The sequence below is a fragment of the Marinobacter sp. es.048 genome, assembly GCF_900188435.1.
In the GTDB taxonomy this organism is placed as follows: Bacteria; Pseudomonadota; Gammaproteobacteria; order Pseudomonadales; family Oleiphilaceae; genus Marinobacter.
The window spans coordinates 1-20405 of sequence record NZ_FYFA01000001.1 but is presented as its reverse complement, the minus strand read 5'-3'; the positions used below and the strand labels follow the sequence as shown (position 1 = coordinate 20405).

Sequence of the window (20405 nt, the reverse complement as noted above, 5' to 3'; positions counted from 1 at the left end):
GCGATGAACTTAAAATCTCAAACCGAGCCTTTGGGCTGGCGCGCGCGAGACAAAGTAATGGTGCCAAAACTTCTGGCTGAGCTTGTTGGTCCCTCATCGGGAGATCAGGAGCTAGATTGCTCGTCCCCAATTGTTTTTGCTGACAGCAAAGAAGCCTTTGGCAATTGGTTTCAGAAGGGAAGCGGAGAAGAAATTCTCAAAATGTCCCCTTTGAGCCGCTATGGAGTTGGGGTTCTTTATCCGAAGGAAGCACCGCTCCAATCTGATGGGTCAGATGAGACTTCAGAAGAGAAAGATCGAGAAGACGTGGTCGAACCTGATGGGAAGCCTAAAGCTGTAACTCAACAGCGTAGGGGGATTGATGGAGAAGTTGAGAGTGAGGAGTTTGATGTATCGACCGCTAATGCTAGGTTTCCATCAACAATCGCTGTGAGCTTCTTTGCTCTTCCACAGCAAATCGAGTCTTTCAGTCTAAAAATTCAGGGCGGTCTCTACAAAAAAACTGATGTTGTCGTTGGGGAACGGAATCAGAAATGGTGGATGCGCCAAAGCGTGGAGATTGATCGAAGCCTTCCCCCTGAATCTTGGAGTATAAGCGCTACTCCCTATTCGCTACCAATTGAAGGTTCTGAATTGCTTGATGCGCAGGGCGTGCACCTGCGAGTCAACGTATACGCGCGGAAGGTCGCGCTTGCAGGCAAGACAGAAGGAATTCTTTTCACGGTGGCACTCGTAAATGACACACCTGATCATGGGTCTTCTGATCGGAACTGTCACAGTTTATTTCAGGCAGGATTCACGATAGATCTGCAGGGCAAGAATGGGGGCGTTATTCAGCCCTATCCGGACACTGAGTCGCTTCAGCCCGATGAGGAGTCAGAATCGAATCGGCTCCTCTATAGGAATGATCAGGTATTTGCATTGGGTCATGGCTGCGCTTCTAACTGGGACAAAAAACCAGGAGAAGTGAAGGCGTCAGTTGGACGGATCTGGACTGAAGCGGTGCCAGAATATGAGGTTCCGGGCGTGACGCCGGACATTCATCTGAGCGACGGCACAAAGCTTGCTGTTTCGATGGCTGAATTAGCAGATTACGAACCTGACGGTGAGGGTGCCAGGCAACTTGATGTATTGATCGCAGAATATGATCGCTGGATCGACAAAGAGGCCAAGCGAGCAATTTCACTAACAGACCCTCAATTGAAGCGCACAGCGATCCGCCACTTGGAAGCTTGCCGCGAAGTGCTCGATAGAATGAACGAGGGGCGACGTAACCTAGATCAGGACGAAGATATTCGCAGAGCCTTCCGGCTAATGAATAAGGCGATGTTGTTGCAACAGGAGCATGCTCCCAAAAGACTTCGCTCGCCTCAATTTAATGAGTATGGCCAGTATTCATTTCGTCATGTTCCTTTTCGGCAGAATGATGTTCCCGGAACTTGGAGAGCGTTTCAGATTGGTTTTGTACTTATGGCGCTCTCCTCTGTTTCTGATGAGAAAAATCAGTTCCATGAAACTGTCGAATTAATATGGTTTCCAACAGGTGGTGGTAAAACAGAGGCCTATCTGGGATTGGCCGCCTATACAATACTTTATGAGCGCCTGACACGGCGAGGGGAGGCGACGGGCTGTCAGGTGATGATGCGTTATACCCTGCGCCTTCTCACTGCACAGCAATTGCAGAGAGCTGCGACCCTTATTTGTGCTCTGGAAACGATTAGAAGATCGAACGAATCAGAGTTGGGAACTACGATATTTCGGGTTGGTTTGTGGGTTGGAGGCAAATCAACACCGAATCAGAAAAAGCAGGCTATTCAATCCCTTCGAAAACTAAAGAAAAGTGAACAGGACAACTGTTTTCTGATTACCCGCTGCCCTTGGTGTGGCGCGGAAATGGGTCCTGTCGCCCAACCTAAATCGAGAAGTGCGGGCAAGAAGAAGGGACAGGCACTTTGTCTAGGCTATCAGGAGAGAGAGGGTTCGGTGGCTTTCACCTGTCCTGATATTGATTGCGAGTTCAGCGACAGCATCCCGGTTACGGTAATAGATCAAGAGATGTATGCTTCGCCACCGTCATTGATTATCGGGACCGTCGATAAGTTCGCGATGCTCTCCTGGAAGCCGGAAATACGCTATTTTTTTGGCCTTGATGACGAAGGTAAAAGAGTCAAGAGACCCCCGGCTCTCGTTATTCAGGACGAATTGCACCTCATCTCAGGGCCACTTGGTTCAATGGTCGGGTTGTATGAGCCGCTGGTTGAGGAGCTTTGTACTGATCGCAGGTTCCACGAGCGTGTGAGACCAAAGATCATTGGAGCAACAGCGACAACTGCTCAATATAAGATGCAGGTGAGAAAATTGTATGGACGTTCTCAGACCCGTCTCTTCCCACCTCCCGGCATTGATGCCGGCGATTCGTTTTTTGCCCGGCATGATGTCGATGATCATGGGCACCTGCGGCCGGGAAGGAAGTACGTCGGAGTCTGTGCGCCGGGCTTAAGTTCTTTGATGACTGCTCAGGTGAGGTCGTTTAGTGCTCTTCTTGCTGCCACACAATGGCTTCATCCCAAAGATCGTGATCCCTGGGCCACTCTTCTGATTTTCTACAACAGCCTTCGCGAGCTCGGTGGAGGCTTGACACTTTTCCAATCTGATATCGCGGGTTACTTGCAAGAGATCGGAAAAAGGCAGCCATTAGAAATGCCCATTCGCAAAGCGAGTTACGTGGAAGAACTCACTAGCCGTCTCAGTCCGGAAGAAATACCCAAGTCCATTGATAAGCTCTCCCGGACATATCCAGAACTTGATCAGAGAATACTCGAAGAATCTCTGAAAGAAATTAAGGAACTGGCCATAGAAGTTGCGGACGCTAAAAACTTTGTAGATAAGTTGCAAGGTATTTCAAATGTTGATTCATTGGAGCGGCTCTATCTTACGAGAAAATTGATCGCAATCTGTCGCAGAGAAGGTAAAACCTTGTCTGATAACTGCCAACACGTTTGGGATGTCTTATCTGGCAAGGACGTCATTGATGCTTGTTTAGCTTCGAGCGTTATCGAAGTTGGAGTCGATATTGATCGACTTGGAATGATGGCGATCGTAGGGCAACCAAAAACTACCGCTCAGTATATACAGGTATCCGGTCGGGTTGGCCGGCGCCCTGACATCGGTCCGGGGTTGGTTGTTACGTTATACAGTCCTGCCAAACCGAGAGACCGTTCCCATTATGAGCACTTCAGGGAATATCATCAGAAGCTGTATGCCCAAGTAGAACCGTCCAGCGTGACGCCTTGGTCCGACCCGGCTCTCAAGCGTGCCTTGCATGGAATGATCTTCGGCTTCATGCGGCAGTTTTCACCAATTGATTCAACTCCTGATCAAATATCGGATGATTTGGTCAGAGATTTTTGGACCTGTTTTTTAGAGTCCCGCGCCGAGTTTATGACTGAAAAAGAGAGAAGTAGGGCGACGGAAAGATTTGAACAGATTCTTCGTTCGCGAAAACTCAGACATTACGAACAATGGGGAGATTTCCGGATTCACACGCCAGGTGTTGACCTGATGTATCCGATGGGTAAACAAGTGGAGACGGATCTGAAAGTGAAGGCTTTTCCTGTCTCAACAAGTATGCGCTCTGTCGATGGTGATTCAGAGCTGCGTATTGATAACCCGTATGCAAGAGCTGAGGAGGAACAATGGCACTAGCTATTCGGAAAGGCCAGTTGATCTCAACATTTGGCCCTGGTGCTATGGTTGTGGATGCTCGGGGTGTCTCTGTAATGACGTGTGGTCTTGATCACTGGTTTGACGAGTCGGACAGCTCTTCCTATTTCCGATACGTGCTGCAGGATAATAGGCTCGCAAAGCGGTTGAACGTTCAGGAGTTCCGCCTCCCACCCGATAGAAAAGACCCGGATAGAGGAATTGATGGATCTGAAAACTGGATCTCTGCGGTACGGTTTCCCCGGACTCATATTTGCAGCAATCCAGCGTGTCAGCACATTTCTTCAGTCGGGCCAGAGGCTGTATCCATTCCCTATTGCAGGCTCTGCTCTTCTCCTCGGTATCAAGCTCGATTCGTCGTTATCTGTGAAAATGGACACATCGACGACTTCCCCTGGAACGAATGGGTCCACAGAACTTCATCCCCCGAGTGTCAGGGCAGTGCATTACACATGAAAGGCGTTGGCAGCAGCTCTCTGGCCGGCATATTTGTTGAGTGTCGGGAATGTCGCTCCCCTGATCGATATCTACGTCGATCTTTGGCTGGCATCACGACGTTACAAGATGACGGCAGCACTTTAGGAAAAAATCTTGATGAGCAGGGCGACTATGTCTGTTCCGGGAAGATGCCTTGGCTTGGGGATGAGCATGTCAACTGCAGCGCTCAGCCGGTTGGCGTTCTGCGCCAGGCTTCGAATGCCTACTTTTCCCGCCTTGTAAGCTCAATTTATCTTCCTGTAGATGCGGGGAAAAGCCCGGCTGCGCTGGTCGACATCATGGACAAAGAGGAGAATTATCATTTTTTTGACCTTCTTCGAATGGCCAAATCGGAGGAGCAACTGCTCGAAAATATAAAACGGTTTTTTCCTCCGGAAGTCCGGAATTTCGGTGATAAGGATATCCTTGACGCCTTTGCACTGATTGACGAACGATTGAATTCAGACGAATCCATGTCAGATGCTACGCAGGATGCCCTCGACGATGAGAGCGAGACGGTGTTTCGACTTGAAGAGAGGCGCTTGTTAATTGCCGGAATCAATCGAGATGCTCTGATCTCGACAGCGATGCCACTAACTGACTACCAGAGCTGGTGCGGAAAATATTTCAGTTCGATTTCATTGGTTGAGAGACTTACGGAAACCAGAGCTTTATTAGGTTTCGACCGGCTGACACCGAATGGAGAAAAATCGCTGTTAGAGTACCAGAAGCAGTTGTTTCTTGAATTACCTGCAGAGTCGAGTAAACGATGGTTACCTGCTATCCAAAGTTTCGGAGAGGGAATTTTTCTGGAATTCCAGCCCGAATTGGTCAGCAGTTGGGAAAAAAAGGTTTGGCCTAGGCTGCAGTCTCTGAATAGCCGGCTTGAAGTGAATTCCTTTTCCCGCCGGGATCAGATTTCACCCAGATTTTTGTTGGTCCATACCTTTGCTCATCTTCTTATCAATCGGCTGGTTTATGACTGCGGTTACAGCAGCGCATCCCTTCGAGAGCGTTTATATATTTCTGAAAATGAAGAAAGCCCTATGGCAGGTGTTCTTATTTACACGGCGTCAGGTGATTCCGAGGGGTCGTTAGGCGGACTCGTCAGAATGGGAGAGCCCGGTTTTCTTGAGAAGACTATTCTGGATGCTCTTGAGGAGGCCGAATGGTGTTCGTCAGATCCAGTTTGCACCGAATCTGGAAGCATAAGTGGTCAGGGGCCCGGCGGGCTGAATCTGGCGGCCTGCCACAGCTGTACGCTCATCCCTGAAACATCCTGCGAAGAGTTCAATCTTTTTCTCGACCGAAGAAGTGTTATGTCGTTGGGTCGAAATGGTCAGGGTTTTTTTGATGATCTGACGTTGGAATGACGAGCACGGTCGGAAAAGTTTTTCAAATTAGAGCTGATCCCTGACAGCTGAAAAGTCAGGTTGGTTTTTATTTGGCCACTCAATGACGGATGTTAATTTCTTAAAGTCGCTCGTCGCATGAGGTACGCAGGTCTGCTCAGGCCTCAGGCTTTTCCCGGATAAATGCCAGAAGCTGATTGAAGGTCGACAGATCCAGCCCTCGCTGAGGATCGCACAGAAACAGCCCCGTGCAAGATGGCAGGAACAGGTCCGGATCATCATCAATGGCGATCCATGATGTTCCGGGTTGGTTTTCTGCCACCCATGCATTGATTTCTTTTTCCCGAACGCCTTGTTGCTCGGGAAAAAGAAATGGGGTGCAGCCAATAACAAAATCCCCGAGATGATGCTGGAAGTATTCCAGCGGAAAGGCATGACGCCATATGGATGATATGACCACCCTGGCTCCGATGCTGCGGACAATCCATCGAAGGCGACCCACAGCTGTTTCATCCAGTTCCGTCCGGGACTGAACACCATCCACTCTTAAAACACCATCAATATCCAGAAAGATGATGAGAGATGATGTGCTCATGCCGGGAATCCCGGGCGTTTTTTGTGCCCGAATACGAAAGGTAGAAGAGCGCTTAAATTGCGGGCATCCTCGAGGGCATCATGTTGTCGGCCGCACGTTCGGACGTCACAGATTTTCATTGCCATCCTCTGGCCGACGCGGCCTTTCATTTTCTGACTGAAAGACAAAGCTTTTTTTGCATCAAAGTGGAAACAGCCTGCGGGAAAAGGCCAGCGTCTGCATTGTTTCATCATCTGCTCCAGGTCATAACCGCCCCAGCTGCACCAGGCTTCGACCCTGTGTCCGCTCAGCCACTCCATCAGTTCTTCGTTTACCTGATTCCATTCCTTGGCTGAATCCACGTCCGATTGTTTGATCGCAGTGAGTTCAGAGCAGAATTGGGTAAGCGTCGGGTTGATCACGGGGCGAACAAATCGATAAAACTCCTCAAGAACCGGGCTCTCAGGCGAGTTGAGAGTGATGGTTGCTCCAATCTGAATGATCTCTGTTTCAGGCAGCAAGCCTGACTTGTCACAAGTTAACTCCAGATCCACGACAGCCACTAAGCGCGGTACCTGCATAAGTCCTCCTCTTAAGTGCTCTTCCTCACTCCGACCTCAAGATAGTGTCAGGCCGTTCATGCGCCCAAACGCATTGCTGAAGATTGAAACGCCTGATTTGGAAATAAGCAGAAAACAGAAAGAGAAAAAATTTTCTGCTTATTCCAGTGTGGCTCGTTCTATCTGGATATCGGGCAAGCAAATGCGGGGATTATCCCGGATGAAAGTGATGGAAGTTCGTTGGGAAAACTTCATTCCGGGATAGTTTTAATTTTGACGGCTAGGAGAGAATCAATGGTTGTTTATGTGTTCGTAATGTTCATTTTGCACAAGCTGTACATCTTTCCTCTGATCGTCGACCTGACACGGTGGGCTTCATATACCCTGGCGGATTTGGGTATGGAGCACGCAGCGTATTGGGCGGCGTTGGGTTGGATGCCGGGCAATTCTGTATTCTGGCTAACCTGGTTCCTCGAATGTCTCATTCTGCTGGCGATCGTTCCCGGTCTGCTGGGAATGTTAAACAAAGCAGATGCTCTGGCTGATCGATAGTTGGATTAAGGCAGATCTTTGGGTAATTGCCCGTCCCAGTCAATGTAAGCGCCAGGAGGAGATTGCACCTCTGATAAAGGGCGAGTGAGAGGTTGGGCTTGGTATGAATCGTGAGACGCCAGGAGGAAAGGTGAAAGTTCTGATCAGATACACTCTCACTTCACTGGGAATTGTTACGCTACTTTTCGCAGCTGCTCTTGCCTTTTTCGTCCTTAACCCTTTTCCCGAGAGGATCAGAACGGCCGACAAGGCATACAAGCCTGCGTCGCTAGATCGTCATCTTTTTGCCTGGTCTTACCTGAATGGCAATCAGGAAACAGATCCTATTATCCCGGTTTTGATGGATGAAGGTTCTGATGGCATTGAGCACCTTAATCCCGATCTTCTGAACGTTCCTGTGTTCAGGAAAATGAAGATCGGACGGTTGCAGTCCCTTGTCAGTTTCAGGGCCTGCGTGAAAGGCGGTTGTTCGAGGACAACAAGCCTCGGAACCAATCGGATTTGTCAGGTTTCAGCGAACACGGTTCATCAGGGCAGTATCAGCATGAATAAGCGCGTTGTGCTGCGACATGAGCTGGAGCATTGTCGTCTGCACCTGATGCGAGCAAGTTCGCCTGAAATTGACGAACTCTTTTCCGTCGACGGTAACGAGGTCATGGAATTGAATTTAGCCGAATCGTACGCAGACCTCGCATCATTACTGACTTTTCAGGACGAAAAGCTGATTAAAGTTACGATGAAGGCGCGTAAGTATTGGTTGAAAGAGTTTGGAGACATCCAGCACATCAGCAATTGGGTTCTTGAAAGGGCGCTGAAAGATTACGAGGCAACTGGAACTTGGCCCGTGAATCCAGTGACTTACTCACTTAACAAAATTCATGATTACAGGACCTTTATTGAAAAGAGGGACTTGGCCGGCGTATTTGAGCTATTCAAGCCGTAGAGAGGGAGTGAGCCGCCAAGCACCTGACCAGCGCGTATCATCTGCAGCACTACTCATTCCCGGCGATTCCGTTCAACAAGCTGCCGGCGATCTCTCAGACACAAAAAACGCCCCATCGGGGCGTTTTTGATCTGCTCTGGCAGGCCGCCGATCAACCGGCGGTTGCCTTTTTGAGGCGCTTAATTTCTGCCTTCATCCATGATGGGTCTTCCATCAGGCGAAAATGCTCCCTATGACCCCAATAGGCTGAAGGCTCATGGCCATCATCGATCAAGTCCTTTGAGCGCTTGAGGTAGTCGAGGCAATACTCTGCCGTCTTCTCACGCAGAATTTTGTTCCATACCTGCTGAGCCTCATCCCGGTACTCCCGCTCAACGCTTTCCTTGGCTTCAGCGTAGGCGATCTGGTTTTCGGTCATGCCTTTGTGGGGGTCCATGTCTTCCTTCAGATATTCCTGGAGTGCTGGATATTGAAGACCGCCAATCAGGTTCCAAACACCGAGAAAGATGGCAATCTCAATACCCTGACCGGCATAGTACCCGGTCAGTTCGTAAGTCAGGTCGATCAGCGGGTCCATCCAGCCAAGCCAATGCAGCAGGTAATACATGCCCACGGCGTGAAAAATGGAGGTAAAGACCACTCCATACAGGTAATTTTCGAGGTTCGCTTCATAGTCGTAGGTCTTTGGCGTCAGAAGCAGATAATACGCGCAAAGCGTGAAATTGACGGCGTACTTGATGATCATGAACATAATTACCCTCAGCTCAATAGATCACATCACTTTAACAAAGATCATAAAAGTAAGGACTGAAACTCTGCACGTCGCACGTTCGCGTAGCATGAATGAGTCCGATAAGAGCCATTGGACTTACCCCGATACGCATGACACACCCCAGCCTCAAACGGAGGCCATTTCAAAGGCCTCTGGGCTGACGCCACCCAGGTGGGTATGACGTCGGACCCGGTTATAAAACACTTCGATGTAGTCGAACACATCCGCCTTAGCCAGGTCACGGGTTTTGTAGATCCGTTTGCGGATGCGTTCCTTTTTCAGACTGCTGAAGAAGGATTCCACGACTGCATTATCCCAGCAATTACCTCGTCGGCTCATGCTGGGGTCCAGGTTGTGAGCCAGACAGAAACGATGCCAATCATCACTGCCGTATTGGGTGCCTTGATCCGAATGAATGAGCACCTTTTCCTTCGGTCGTCGACGCCAGACGGCCATCAGCAGCGCATCCACGACCAAGCTGCGATGCAGTGTCGGTTTCATCGACCAGCCCACCACGCGGCGTGAGAACAGGTCGACCACCACTGCCAGATACAGCCAGCCTTGCCAGGTGCGGATGTAGGTGATGTCGGTCACCCAGGCCTTGTCTGGGCAGCCTACCGTGAATTCACGTTGGAGCTTGTTTGGGTTAAGGATCGACGGTCTTCCGGCGATCACCCTGGGTGCTTTATAGCCTCGTAGCGCTTTGATTTTATGTTCTTTCATCAACCGGGCAACTCGGTTCTTGCCGCAGGTTTCACCGGCTTCCCGAAGGTCCAGAAACACGCGTGGAGCACCGTAGACACCAGAACTGCCCTGATACGACGCCAGGATCTGCGCCAGCAGCCGCTGGTTATCGATAGCTCGGTCAGATAATGGTTTATGCAGCCATTGATAAAACCCGCTGCGAGCCACCCGGAGCACGCGACACATGGTCATTGTGTTGAATTCGTGTCGGTGATCGTTGATGAACCGGTACTTTACTCGGGCTCTCTGGCAAAGTACCGAGCGGCCTTTTTTAGGATATCCCGCTCTTCCTCAATCCGGCGCATCTGAGCACGCAGCCTGAGAATCTCGCTCTTGGCTTCAACCAATTCGGCAGCCTGTTCATCAGACTTATCCGGCTTCACGGCCTTAACCCATTTGTAGAGGCTGTGAGCCGAAACTCCCAGTCGTTGCGATACTTCGGCGACGGTGTAACCCCGCTCCAGCACTTGTCGGACCGCTTCGTCTTTGAATTCCGGGGGATAACGTTGGCTGCTCATGACAGTTCCTCCTATGCTCTAATCATAGGCCAGGAGTGTCTAGTGGACTGGGGTAAGTCCAATCATAGGCCAGGAGTGTCTAGTGGACTGGGGTAAGTCCAATCATAGGCCAGGAGTGTCTAGTGGACTGGGGTAAGTCCAATCATAGGCCAGGAGTGTCTAGTGGACTGGGGTAAGTCCACATTGATTAGACACCGTTCCAGCTAAACGGGGTAGAACTCAATGTTCGCTTTCGTTTACCGGCGGACAGCTTGATGCAAGGGAGTGGAAGAAGGCGGCTAAAATTCTCAGCTTAAGTCAACATGATGTGGTCAAGCCCGCCAACTACCGGTGGCGGCATTAAATGCAGCTTCTGCCAGTGCTGAAACAGATAAGCCGAAGATCGTTAGCAAAAACGCATGCGCCGGCTCAACGCCTGCTGTAAAAGCGATGCAACTGGCACTTCCTGCAACGATAAGGCCCATCTTAATATACATTCTGGGGTATTCTGCCATTTCGGTTTTCCTCGGAGTGATCGAACAGCCGGGAGTATTACTGCCTTGCTGAGCCTGTTTAAGCGCGACCCTGTCAGTCTGATGGGTTGTGGCATTGCAAAACCCAGCTCTCATGTCTCACGATTTTCCCGGGTAAGTTCAGCGATCCTTGCTTTGAGTTTCTTCCATCGATACTCAACTTTGTGAGGCTTTACGCCGAGCTCGGCGGCGACAATCTTGTAGGGTGGACGCTTGTAGCCCCCGTCCAACTGGGCACTGACCAGTTTTTCCATGAATTCCTGATCATCCTGTGGAAGCTGGGATAATGTGTCTGCAAGCTCACCCAGTCGCAGCTGACTGGTAACCGGGTCCTGGTTCTGCCCGGGCTTCTGGTACTGATCAAGGTTGGTTGTGCCTTCATCATCTTCCATCCGGGGCGCATCGAGGAATCCATGTTTGATTTTGGTGTCTCGTTTTCTTCGAAACATAGTCGTGGCCTCACGTTTGGCTTTCCATAAAAGGAGATTGAACCTATCTGAGTCGGTCTTAAGGTTTTTCAGCCGTGAGGGCTTGCCGCTCTTTCGTTTTGCCAGATAGTAAATAACACTGTCCGTGACTGCTTTTGATGCGACATCCCGAATCTGACTTTCGCTATGCCCTTTTGAGTAGCAATGCCTGAAAACTTCGTTCTCCAGAGCTTTCCGGACTTTTTCTGCTCCAGCGCTCTCCTTTGCTCCGAGGCTCTCGCCTGAAGTTTCGTCCAGTAATTTAAACAAGTCTTCGACCGGCAGATTCTGTTTGGTTCGCATGAGGGCGCCTTTTGTTTCGTTGAGGTTTCCGGGTTCTCGTATGTAAAACGCACGACTGACGAAATAACAGAAAAAATGGGTGAATTTTTGAAAAATTTCTGCTCGTTCATTACATCGAGTTTGATAGGTTAGTGGTGCAAGGGGAGCGCTGAGCCTTCTCAACGGAGTTTTCCCGAAAAGCCGTGCTTGATTGTTGCGGAGGATGGCTCTCAGCAAGATCGCAGGAGTGTCCTTTCCTGCTTCTGGTGTTCAATCCTTTTCTCGAAGGTGCTCCACTCGAGCATAAAGTTCGGTAAGCTTGCTTTCTTTGATTCGAAAGCAGCAGCCATAGTCCTTTTTATCGTGCATCCTCAATTCAAGGTGCACATCGCCGCAATCAATTAGAGATATAAATTGTTTTATTGAAGGTGTTTGGTAGTAGGTGAGAGTCTGGTAAGAGAATTCCTCTTGGTCACCTTTATTTCTGGATGTTGCCCCAATGAAAGCTATTTCTGTGACTTTCTCTGATAACCTGAAATCAAGGACCTTGAAGCTATATTTCGCAACTTGGGTTCCTTGATAAGTCAGGTAAACAGACTCCTCGTTTTCGCTGACAACTAGCTGCAGTCCATGACTATTTGCGTTTGAGGACACTTTAGAAAATAGCGCTCTGCGATTTCGTTTAGCATCTTCATATCCATACCGTTCTAGGCGCTGGAGCCGGTTTTTACTGCCATCGATCCAAGTTGGAGCTTTAAGAAAAAGGTTGCGAACGCCAGTGTCGGGGCCCTTTTTAAGCCTGTGGCACTTGAGCTCGATCCCCATGAAATCGGGACCAGAATCGTTATTTTCTTCTATTCCAATAAGTGTTTCGAAAGTAAAGCCTATGCCTGTGCTGCCGGCTCTAAGCGTTCTCAAGTATCCCTCAGACTTGATTTTGTCAAATTGCGATAAGAGGCTCTTTACAGCCTCGGTCTGGCCATGTTTTGTCCTATTTGAGGACCACTCGAGGTCCAATAAAAAGGCCCCAGCTTCGGAACTAAGTCCCAAGTCTTCCAGTAGAGGGTAATAGGACTCAGACCCGCGTGGAATAATGTGTAATTCGTAGAAACGATCTCCATCTGTGCGTTTGCCGATTACTAGCAGCGTTTCAGTTGGAGTTGTGTTGAGTGCTGGATCCAGGCGAGTGAGTCTTCTCTCAGGGTAACGATGGTAATGTTTATAGCAGCTTTCTCTCGTGGTCCCCGATTCCGGCCATATCGTACGAATGCTTTCGGTGAAGTTCTCCGGCACTCCCGGAGTGAATTTGGCAATTTTGGGGAACAGTTTGTATCCCTCTTCTGGAATCAATACTCCATGTCTGCCCGCATCGTCATTGTTGGTTAGCACTTTGCAAAAAATGCCCTCGATTTTTTCAGGTTCGACAAAAACTGATAAGAGATTTTTTGACATTCAAATTCCTTTTTTAAAAAGCTTGAGGTCGGCTGGCTGATTATCTTGGTGCAAAGGTCATTTGCGGAGCGTCGGAAGCTTAGATGTTTGAGTCAATCGAGGCCAGCCTTGATGAGGCTGAGGAGGGGTAATCGGGATCATGGATTAGACGCTTGCTCCTAAAATCAACTTGGTGCGCCAAATTCTGAGGAGCCGAATTATCTCGTTAAGGCCACGCAGGGTACTGTGTCCAAAACAGATTTCGCTAGATCAGAGCAAAGGTCAGATTTCTTAATTGCTTGGAAGCGGCATAATCAATGTGGACACACCATGGACACAATTTGGACACAGGCGTTATTTCGTGTGCCAAATAGTAGAATTACTGGAACAAGGCAAAGGTCATTGCCTGTCATCGGATTAAATCGAATAAGATTTTGAGCGGGCGGGGCGGATGAGAGTTTCGGAACTATAACTTATTGAACTTAATCAATAATGGCCCGCCCGAGAGGATTCGAACCTCTGACCTCCGCCTCCGGAGGGCGGCGCTCTATCCAGCTGAGCTACGGGCGGTCTTCACCAAAGTTGGCATGTTTGACCGTTGCCTTCGGTCCCGGATTTTTTCAGTGACCCTTGCCTCCGGAGGGCAACGCTCTATCCAGCTGAGCTACGGGCGCTTCGAGCTCGACGATGGCTCGCCGATTTCGAGTGCGCAATCTTACGTGCGAAGCGGGTCGCTGTCCAGCCCCTGCTGCCAAGTCTCGCCGTCAGTTATCGGGCAGTCGCTGCTCGGGGGTAATCGTGACCAGGTTGTTGTCGTTGCTGAAGGTTACCTCGCCATCCTGGATGGTCACCTGGAAGGTCATGGAGCGGTCGGCGAGCTCGGCCAGGGCCTCGGTGCTGTCGCCGGGCAGGTGGACAATGGTGAGGTTGTCGAAACGTTCCAGCTTGCCGTGGTGTTTGTCCCACCAGACAGGAAAGGCGCGGTCGCCATAGGTATAAAGGAACACTTTCCCGGCGCGGTTGCAGGCCTTCCTGATCCGGTCTTCTTCCGGCAGGCCCAGCTCAATCCACACGTCGATCTCGCCGGTCAGGTCTTTCTGCCAAAGCTCTGGTTCGTCATCGGTGCTCAGACCCTTGGTGAATTCGAGGGTGTCGCTGGCGTTCAGGGCAAAGGCGAGCAGCCGGATCATTACGCGCAGGTCGGTTTCCGACGGATGCTGGGCGATGGTCAGCTGATGGTCCGCGTAGTAGTGACGGTCCATGTCGGCGATATTGAGCGTCGCCTTGAGAATGGTTGCTTTGAGCGCCATGGGCTTCCTGCATTGGTATCGAGGTAGTGGTTTGGGCTAGTGTAATGCAATTCTTTCCCGGGTGAGTGTAAGCGCATGCCGATGTTGCGTGGTTTTCTGGTTCTGGTGCTGTTTTTTATTCTTGGTGAGTCTGTGCGCCTGCTTCTGGCGTTGCCGGTGAGTGGCGGCGTGCTGGGGATGGTGGTCATTACCTTTACGCTGATGGTCAAGGGCAGCGTCAGTGATGATCTGGCTCAGGCCAGCCAGGGGCTGATATCGGTGCTTGTGCTGTTGATCATGCCTGGGGTTGTGGGTGTGTTTTTCACGGCCGACCAGTTTTCGGAGCAGTGGCTTGCGGTTGCCGCGGCGCTTCTGGTGGGCACCTTCCTGAGTGTGCTGACGACTTTGTTGTTGATGAAGGCGGTGACGGCCAGGGGAGTGAGCGATCGTGAGTGATCTCTTTGCCCGCTTCCAGGCGTTGCCTGATACGCTTGCCGCCACTCCGATTCTGGCGATCGGTTTGACGCTTGGTGCTTTCTTTGCCGGCAACTGGCTGTTCTCACGCATTGGCCGGCCCTTGTGGCTGCCGCCGGTTGTGTTGTCAGCGTGTCTGTTATCCGGCGTCATCGCCGTTCTGGCGGTGGACTATCAGGATTACCAGCAGGGCGCCCGCTGGCTGACGGTGTTGCTGGGCCCGGCCACGGTGGCCCTCGGCATTCCGCTTTACCAGCAAATGCACCATATCCGTGCCATGTGGCGCCCGATTGTGGTCACTTTGCCTATTGCCGCCACCATGGCGGCGGTTTACGCCGTGGTGATTGGCTGGGCCCTGGGCGCCACGCCGGAGGTCCTGGCCTCGCTGGCGCCCAAGTCAGTGACGGCACCGATCGCCATTGGTATTACCGAGCAACTGGGCGGTTCGGTGCCCCTGATGATGGGCGGCCTTCTGATTACCGGTGTGGTGGCCACACTCTTTGTTGAACTGCTTGCCCGCTTGTTGCCCGTTCAGGATGAGCGCATTCTGGGGTTTGCGCTGGGATTGAACGGCCATGCCATCGGAACTGCACGAGCATTCGAGATCAGCCATACTGCGGGTGCGTTTGCTTCCCTGGGTATGGGCCTGACTGGCGTCTTCACCGCTCTGGTTCTGCCTTTGGTTTTTCGTTTGTAATAGGTCTTGGGCATGTCTGACCGGAACCTGCTGTCACTCCAGGTGGAACACCTTCAGATTCTTCTGGACCGTTATACGGGGGCGTTACAGGAGCATGGCTACGACAGCCTGCTGATCGCTTCCGGCGCCGCGCCTTTCCGTTATGGAGATGACCAGACCTGGCACTTCCAGGGTTATGGCCCGTTTCTGCAATGGACCGGGCTGGCCGGTCGCGAACACTGCTGGCTCTGGATCCAGGCGGGGCATAAGCCCGTGCTCTGGCTGTTCGAACCGGTCGACTTCTGGCAAGCCAATCTGCCCCTGGCGGAAGAGCCCTGGCAGCAATTTATCGAGGTTCGCAGCAGTGACTCATCCGAGGCGCCGTTGCTGGACGATCCCGGCAGCCTTGCGGTGATCGGTGACCCTGCCCTGATCGAGAATATCCCGGGTGACAAAAACCCGGATGCCTTGCTGAGGGCACTGGACGAGACCCGCGTGCGCAAGACCCAATATGAAATTGAGTGTCTCGCGCAGGCCAACAGGCTCGCTCTGGCAGGTCATGCCGCTGCCCGGGAGGCGTTCCTGGCCGGTGAGAGCGAGTTCGGCATCAATCTGGCATACCAGCAGGCGACCGGTCAGCGGGAAGCCGAAGCGCCTTACCACAGCATTATCGGCCTGAACGAGCACGCCGGCACGTTGCACTACCAAATATTACGATACGCAGCCTCCGGGGCGGCCCCGCAGCTTGCTGATTGATGCCGGGGTGCGTTTTCGTGGCTACTGTTCCGATATTACCCGCACCACGGCAGGACCGGACGAGTCGCACTTTGCGGCCCTGATCCACGGCCTGGACCGACTCCAGATCAGGCTTTGTGACATGGTCGCGCCGGGTGTGAATTACGTCGACATTCATCGCAAGGCCCATCAGGGGCTTGCCGCCCTGCTGTCGGCGACCGGGCTAGTCACTGGCCTGGATGATGAGGACATCGTCGAACGGGGCATAACCCGCGTGTTTTTCCCGCATGGCATTGGTCATTTCCTGGGCGTCCAAGTTCACGATGTGGCTGGAAAGCCAGCGGCGCCTCCGGAAGACGCGCCTTTTCTCCGCCTGACCCGCCGGCTGGAACCCGGCATGGTAGTGACCATCGAGCCGGGTCTCTATTTCATTCCCTCTCTGCTGGATCCCCTGCTGGAAGGGAAGCTGGGGCAATATCTGAACCGGGCGCTGATTGGCCGGCTGAGAGGCTGTGGGGGCATTCGTATCGAGGACAACGTGGTGGTCACTGAGTCCGGCTCCCGGAATCTGACCCGGGGTTCGTGAGCCTCGCAATACCAAATGTTGCACAAATTTACGCCAGAAGGCTTGCATTTCTAGATGCCAATAACAATAATTATCACTAACTTTTATTGTCATTGGTGAGTCACTGCTATGTACGTTTGCCTTTGCCACGGCGTAACCGACCGGGAAATTCGCGAAGCTGCCGATAACGGCGTGTCATCCATGCGCCAGCTTGGCAAAGAGCTGGGCGTCGGTACCCAGTGTGGACGCTGTGCCTGCACTGCTCGCGAAATCCTGCGCGAGAGCCGCACGCCCGACTACCTGGGCCCATGGCCAATATGCTCGCCCAGCCTGCCTGACCGGCACGATTGTCCGGTTCTGTTTTTCTCCTGTGCCATAAGGGGGCTATCCTAAGACACTGATTCATTCGGCCATCAGGGAGCCCGAACATGAAAGGCGATAAAAAGGTCATCCAGCACTTGAACAAGGTCCTCGGCAACGAGCTGACCGCCATCAATCAGTACTTTCTCCACTCCCGCATGTACAAGGATTGGGGCATTACCAAGCTGGCCGCCAAGGAATACGAAGAATCCATCGACGAGATGAAGCATGCAGACCAGCTTATCGAGCGGATCCTGTTCCTCGAAGGCCTCCCCAATCTCCAGGATCTGAACAAGTTGCTGATCGGCGAGAACGTCGAGGAAATGATCTCCTGCGATCTCAAACTGGAAGAAATTGCCCACACCGACCTGAAAGAAGCGATCCTCTACTGCGAAGAAGTGCAGGATTTCACCAGTCGTGAACTGTTCCGCAGCATTCTTGATAGTGAAGAAGAGCACATCGACTGGCTGGAAACCCAGCTGGAAATGATTTCCCAGATGGGCATCCAGAACTACATCCAGCTTCAGTCATCCGCCGCGGAGTAACTCCAGACAATGGACTTGTCCTGTTTTAAAGCCTACGACCTGCGGGGCCGGGTGCCGGATCAACTGAATCCGGTCCTGGCTGAAAAAATCGGACGCGCCTACGTGGAAATTACCGGCGCCAAAAAAGTGATTGTCGGCTACGACATCCGTATGTCCAGCCCCGACATTGCCGAATCGCTCAGCTCGGGCTTGATGGCCGCCGGTGCGGATGTGTTTGATATCGGCCTGTGCGGCACCGAGCAGGTGTATTTTGCCACAGCCATTACAAGATGGACGGCGGCATTATGGTGACCGCCAGCCACAATCCCAAAGATCACAACGGCATGAAAATGGTCGGCCCTGAGTCCCGGCCTATCAGCTCCGACAACGGTCTGAACGAGATCCGCGACCGGGTGCTTGAGCCTTTCGGTGATGCGCCCCAGCAGGGCCGCTACGAACCGCTTGAGGTGATGAGCGCCTATGTGGACCATTTATTGGGATACATCGATGCCGGCTCCCTCAACCCGCTGACCATTGTCTGCAACGCCGGTAACGGCGGGCCGCGCGGCCTCGTGATCGATGAACTCGAACAGCACCTGCCCTTTGAATTCGTAAAAGTGCACCACCAGCCAGACGGCCATTTTCCCAACGGCGTACCCAACCCGATTCTCCCGGAAAACCGGGCGGCGACGGCCGACGCCGTTATCGCGGAAGGCGCCGCCATGGGCATAGCCTGGGATGGCGACTACGACCGCTGTTTCTTCTTCGACGAAAACGGCCGTTTCATCGAGGGCTACTACATTGTTTGGTCTGCTTGCTGACCAGTTCCTGCGCAAAACTGGTGGCGGCAAAGTCATCCACGACCCGCGCCTGACCTGGAACACCCTTGATCTGGTGAAAGCCGCCGGTGGCGAAGCCATCGAGAGCAAAACCGGCCACGCCTTCATCAAACAGAGAATGCGTGACGAAGACGCCGTGTACGGTGGCGAAATGAGCGCCCACCACTACTTCCGCGATTTTGCCTACTGCGACAGCGGCATGATCCCCTGGCTGCTGGTCGCCGAGCGCCTCTGCCAGTCCGGCCAGACCCTCTCATCGCTTATCGACGCCCGAATCGAAGCCTACCCGGCCAGCGGCGAAATCAATCGCACCATCGATGATCCCCCCAAGGTCATCGCGGCCATCGAGGCCAAATACAGCGTCGGCGCCAAAAACGTCAGCCACGTGGACGGCGTAAGCATCGAATTCGACGACTGGCGCTTCAACCTTCGGATGTCCAACACCGAGCCGGTTGTGCGTTTGAATGTAGAATCGAGGGCGGATATTCCGTTGATGGAAGAGAAAACCGGGGAATTGTTGGCTGAAATGGATCGGCTAAACAAAGAAGGCTAAATCTATGGCTCGCTCTGACTGTTACTGAGGCAACACGGTCAGAGCCAGTCGTTAAGCATAATCCCGATACCGAACCGCTGAATCCGGTGGTTATAGTCGATCAGGCTCTCCCCATACCCGTTGTAGTACTGGAAGAACCCCTTAACCGTATCCCCCATCGGAAAACTGTACCCGAACTCCACCGACGTCTTGTTGTCATCCGATCGGAGATTGTTCATGAGCCGTAACGAAAACGTCCGGTCTTCGGTCAGCTTGTAGACCGCATAATAATTGGCATGCCCCAGATAGCGCTCGATATCCGCATTGTCATCGTCATTGTTTTCCGGAATCCGATACCAGGGTTGAACCATAAACAGCCACCGGTCATAGCTGTAGGCGGCTGAGCCCATAACCCGATTCCAGCTCCGGGAACGTGGCTCCGACTGGCCGTTTGACTGATGGTTGAACCCCAGGGTCACGCCATCAAGCCGGCCAGGTCCGATATTCCAGTCGGTCTGATATCGCGCGAATATTTCCGGTTCGTAGTTGGTCTCCCGGAAAGGCGCAGAATCGTCCTGGTTGTAGACCTGCCAGAACGACGTCTGAGTGTAGCCAAACCAGAGGGTGGTACGGTCATCCATAATCCCCGTAAGCAACGGCACCTTGAAGCTGATCTGGTACTTGGCCTCTTCCCGTTCCAGGTTGTAGTCGTAGCCGACGGAACCGAGCCTTGGGCTGGAGGGCACATCGTTCGGATCTTTCACCCAACTGACGGGCAGGATATAGGTGGGGCGATGGCCCACAAAACCGCCGGAGAATGAGAAGACGGCCTTTTCAGCTGCTACATACCGGTCTACCAGCCGACATAACGCCTGCGTCGGAATCGCCTTCCAGGGCATTGCCGGCAACGGCATCGAGATCTTTACCACTGGGCGCCAGTTGCTCCGCGCTCTTCTCGGCCTGTTCTTTGGCGCTTTCCGATGCCCGGGCCTGGCTCTCTGTGGGTTTGTAGAGGCTGTCAAAACAGGCCAGGCGCTTGATTCCATCGTCAATCAGAGCGCACTGTTCGGGCGAATCAATGGAGGGCGCTTCCTCAGTCTGTGCCGCCACGTATACAGGCACCGACAGCATCAACGAGAGGGTAGTGATGGCCGTGGGCGACGCCAACAGGTGTGGGGATGTCATCGGGTGCTCTCTCCTAGCTGGCGGTCAGACTGAACCAGGTGTTGGCAATGCCATAGATCCAGACGCCGATCAGCGTGACGGCCAGAAGTGAGAAAATAACCTTGTGCTTGAACCGGTTGCCGCTTTCTGCCGAGGCTACCCAGCGCAGGTACATGAGGCCGATGAAGCTGATGAAGACCCCGAGGCTGGCAAAGGCTGGAATCAGCAGCCAGCCGGCATTGATCGTCTGGCCGTCGGTGGTCTGACTGGAAAACCACCCCATGGACGCGAGCAGAATGGCAAGAGCCGTAAATTCGGCAATCAGCAGCGGTTTGCGCAA

At 52.4% G+C, this 20405-nt stretch carries 16 protein-coding genes, 1 tRNA gene and 4 pseudogenes; 10 read left to right on the top strand and 11 right to left on the bottom strand.

Going from position 1 to position 20405, the window contains the following annotated elements:
* Positions 1–3 precede the first annotated feature (3 nt).
* The gene (locus CFT65_RS00110; RefSeq protein ID WP_228705822.1) at positions 4–3705 is read left to right on the top strand and encodes a helicase-related protein; all 3702 of its coding nucleotides are present in this window, start codon (positions 4–6) and stop codon (positions 3703–3705) included.
* Positions 3696–5573 carry a DUF1998 domain-containing protein gene (gene drmB / locus CFT65_RS00105; protein ID WP_088826031.1) on the top strand — a complete coding sequence of 626 codons (1878 nt, stop codon included), beginning with the start codon at positions 3696–3698 and terminating at the stop codon, positions 5571–5573. The genes CFT65_RS00110 and drmB overlap by 10 nt, the downstream gene beginning before the upstream one ends.
* A gap of 136 nt (positions 5574–5709) precedes the next feature.
* On the opposite strand, the gene CFT65_RS00100 is transcribed toward drmB, so the two are convergent.
* Together CFT65_RS00100 and CFT65_RS00095 are read right to left on the bottom strand one after the other, a co-directional pair.
* Complete coding sequence (locus tag CFT65_RS00100; RefSeq protein WP_088826030.1) at positions 5710–6147, bottom strand: HAD domain-containing protein; 438 nt, start codon at positions 6145–6147, stop codon at positions 5710–5712.
* On the bottom strand, positions 6144–6707 hold the full coding sequence (locus tag CFT65_RS00095) for a 3'-5' exonuclease (protein WP_088826029.1): 564 nt from the start codon (positions 6705–6707) through the stop codon (positions 6144–6146). Before CFT65_RS00095 ends, CFT65_RS00100 begins: the two co-directional genes overlap by 4 nt.
* A gap of 273 nt (positions 6708–6980) precedes the next feature.
* Here CFT65_RS00095 and CFT65_RS00090 point away from each other — a divergent pair, with 273 nt between their 5' ends.
* A complete protein-coding gene (locus CFT65_RS00090; RefSeq protein WP_088826028.1) occupies positions 6981–7238 on the top strand; it encodes a hypothetical protein in 258 nt (85 codons plus the stop codon).
* Between the two features lie 130 nt (positions 7239–7368).
* Complete coding sequence (locus tag CFT65_RS00085) at positions 7369–8181, top strand: hypothetical protein (protein ID WP_088826027.1); 813 nt, start codon at positions 7369–7371, stop codon at positions 8179–8181.
* A gap of 151 nt (positions 8182–8332) precedes the next feature.
* Here the strand turns inward: CFT65_RS00085 and CFT65_RS00080 are convergent, their stop codons facing one another.
* From CFT65_RS00080 to CFT65_RS00045, 7 genes are all read right to left on the bottom strand, one after another.
* Positions 8333–8926: a hypothetical protein gene (locus CFT65_RS00080; RefSeq protein ID WP_141103786.1), complete on the bottom strand. Its 594-nt coding sequence runs from the start codon at positions 8924–8926 to the stop codon at positions 8333–8335.
* Positions 8927–9079: 153 nt separating this feature from the next.
* A protein-coding gene (locus CFT65_RS00075; protein WP_172408389.1) for an IS3 family transposase occupies positions 9080–10215 on the bottom strand; the annotation gives its coding sequence in 2 pieces (ribosomal slippage) (positions 9080–9972 and positions 9972–10215; 1137 coding nt in all).
* 311 nt (positions 10216–10526) lie between these two features.
* Positions 10527–10709 carry a hypothetical protein gene (locus CFT65_RS18865; RefSeq protein WP_141103785.1) on the bottom strand — a complete coding sequence of 61 codons (183 nt, stop codon included), beginning with the start codon at positions 10707–10709 and terminating at the stop codon, positions 10527–10529.
* A gap of 110 nt (positions 10710–10819) precedes the next feature.
* Complete coding sequence (locus tag CFT65_RS00060) at positions 10820–11713, bottom strand: hypothetical protein (RefSeq protein ID WP_141103784.1); 894 nt, start codon at positions 11711–11713, stop codon at positions 10820–10822.
* A gap of 33 nt (positions 11714–11746) precedes the next feature.
* Positions 11747–12928, bottom strand: coding sequence for an MvaI/BcnI family restriction endonuclease (locus tag CFT65_RS00055; protein ID WP_088826022.1), 1182 nt, complete (start codon positions 12926–12928; stop codon positions 11747–11749).
* A gap of 472 nt (positions 12929–13400) precedes the next feature.
* Positions 13401–13477, bottom strand: a tRNA-Arg gene (locus CFT65_RS00050).
* A gap of 194 nt (positions 13478–13671) precedes the next feature.
* Positions 13672–14217, bottom strand: coding sequence for a YaeQ family protein (locus CFT65_RS00045; RefSeq protein WP_088826021.1), 546 nt, complete (start codon positions 14215–14217; stop codon positions 13672–13674).
* Positions 14218–14292: 75 nt separating this feature from the next.
* Between CFT65_RS00045 and CFT65_RS00040 the strand changes: the two genes are divergently transcribed.
* The 6 genes and pseudogenes from CFT65_RS00040 to CFT65_RS00015 all read left to right on the top strand — a co-directional run bounded on the left by CFT65_RS00040 (position 14293) and on the right by CFT65_RS00015 (position 18922).
* Positions 14293–14652, top strand: coding sequence for a CidA/LrgA family protein (locus CFT65_RS00040; RefSeq protein ID WP_088826020.1), 360 nt, complete (start codon positions 14293–14295; stop codon positions 14650–14652).
* The gene (locus CFT65_RS00035) at positions 14642–15367 is read left to right on the top strand and encodes an LrgB family protein (protein WP_088826019.1); all 726 of its coding nucleotides are present in this window, start codon (positions 14642–14644) and stop codon (positions 15365–15367) included. The genes CFT65_RS00040 and CFT65_RS00035 overlap by 11 nt, the downstream gene beginning before the upstream one ends.
* A gap of 12 nt (positions 15368–15379) precedes the next feature.
* Positions 15380–16667 (top strand): annotated as a pseudogene (gene pepQ, locus CFT65_RS00030) (Xaa-Pro dipeptidase).
* A gap of 108 nt (positions 16668–16775) precedes the next feature.
* Positions 16776–16984: pseudogene (locus CFT65_RS00025) on the top strand (bacterioferritin-associated ferredoxin).
* Between the two features lie 90 nt (positions 16985–17074).
* Positions 17075–17551 carry a bacterioferritin gene (gene bfr / locus CFT65_RS00020; protein WP_014575823.1) on the top strand — a complete coding sequence of 159 codons (477 nt, stop codon included), beginning with the start codon at positions 17075–17077 and terminating at the stop codon, positions 17549–17551.
* A 9-nt stretch (positions 17552–17560) separates the two neighbouring features.
* Positions 17561–18922, top strand: a pseudogene (locus CFT65_RS00015) (phosphomannomutase).
* Positions 18923–18960: 38 nt separating this feature from the next.
* On the opposite strand, the pseudogene CFT65_RS00010 reads toward CFT65_RS00015, so the two are convergent.
* Both CFT65_RS00010 and CFT65_RS00005 read right to left on the bottom strand, forming a co-directional pair.
* Positions 18961–20086: pseudogene (locus tag CFT65_RS00010) on the bottom strand (phospholipase A).
* Between the two features lie 13 nt (positions 20087–20099).
* Positions 20100–20405, bottom strand: a 306-nt coding sequence (locus CFT65_RS00005; protein ID WP_228705741.1) for a hypothetical protein, incomplete at its 5' end; no start/stop codon positions are given.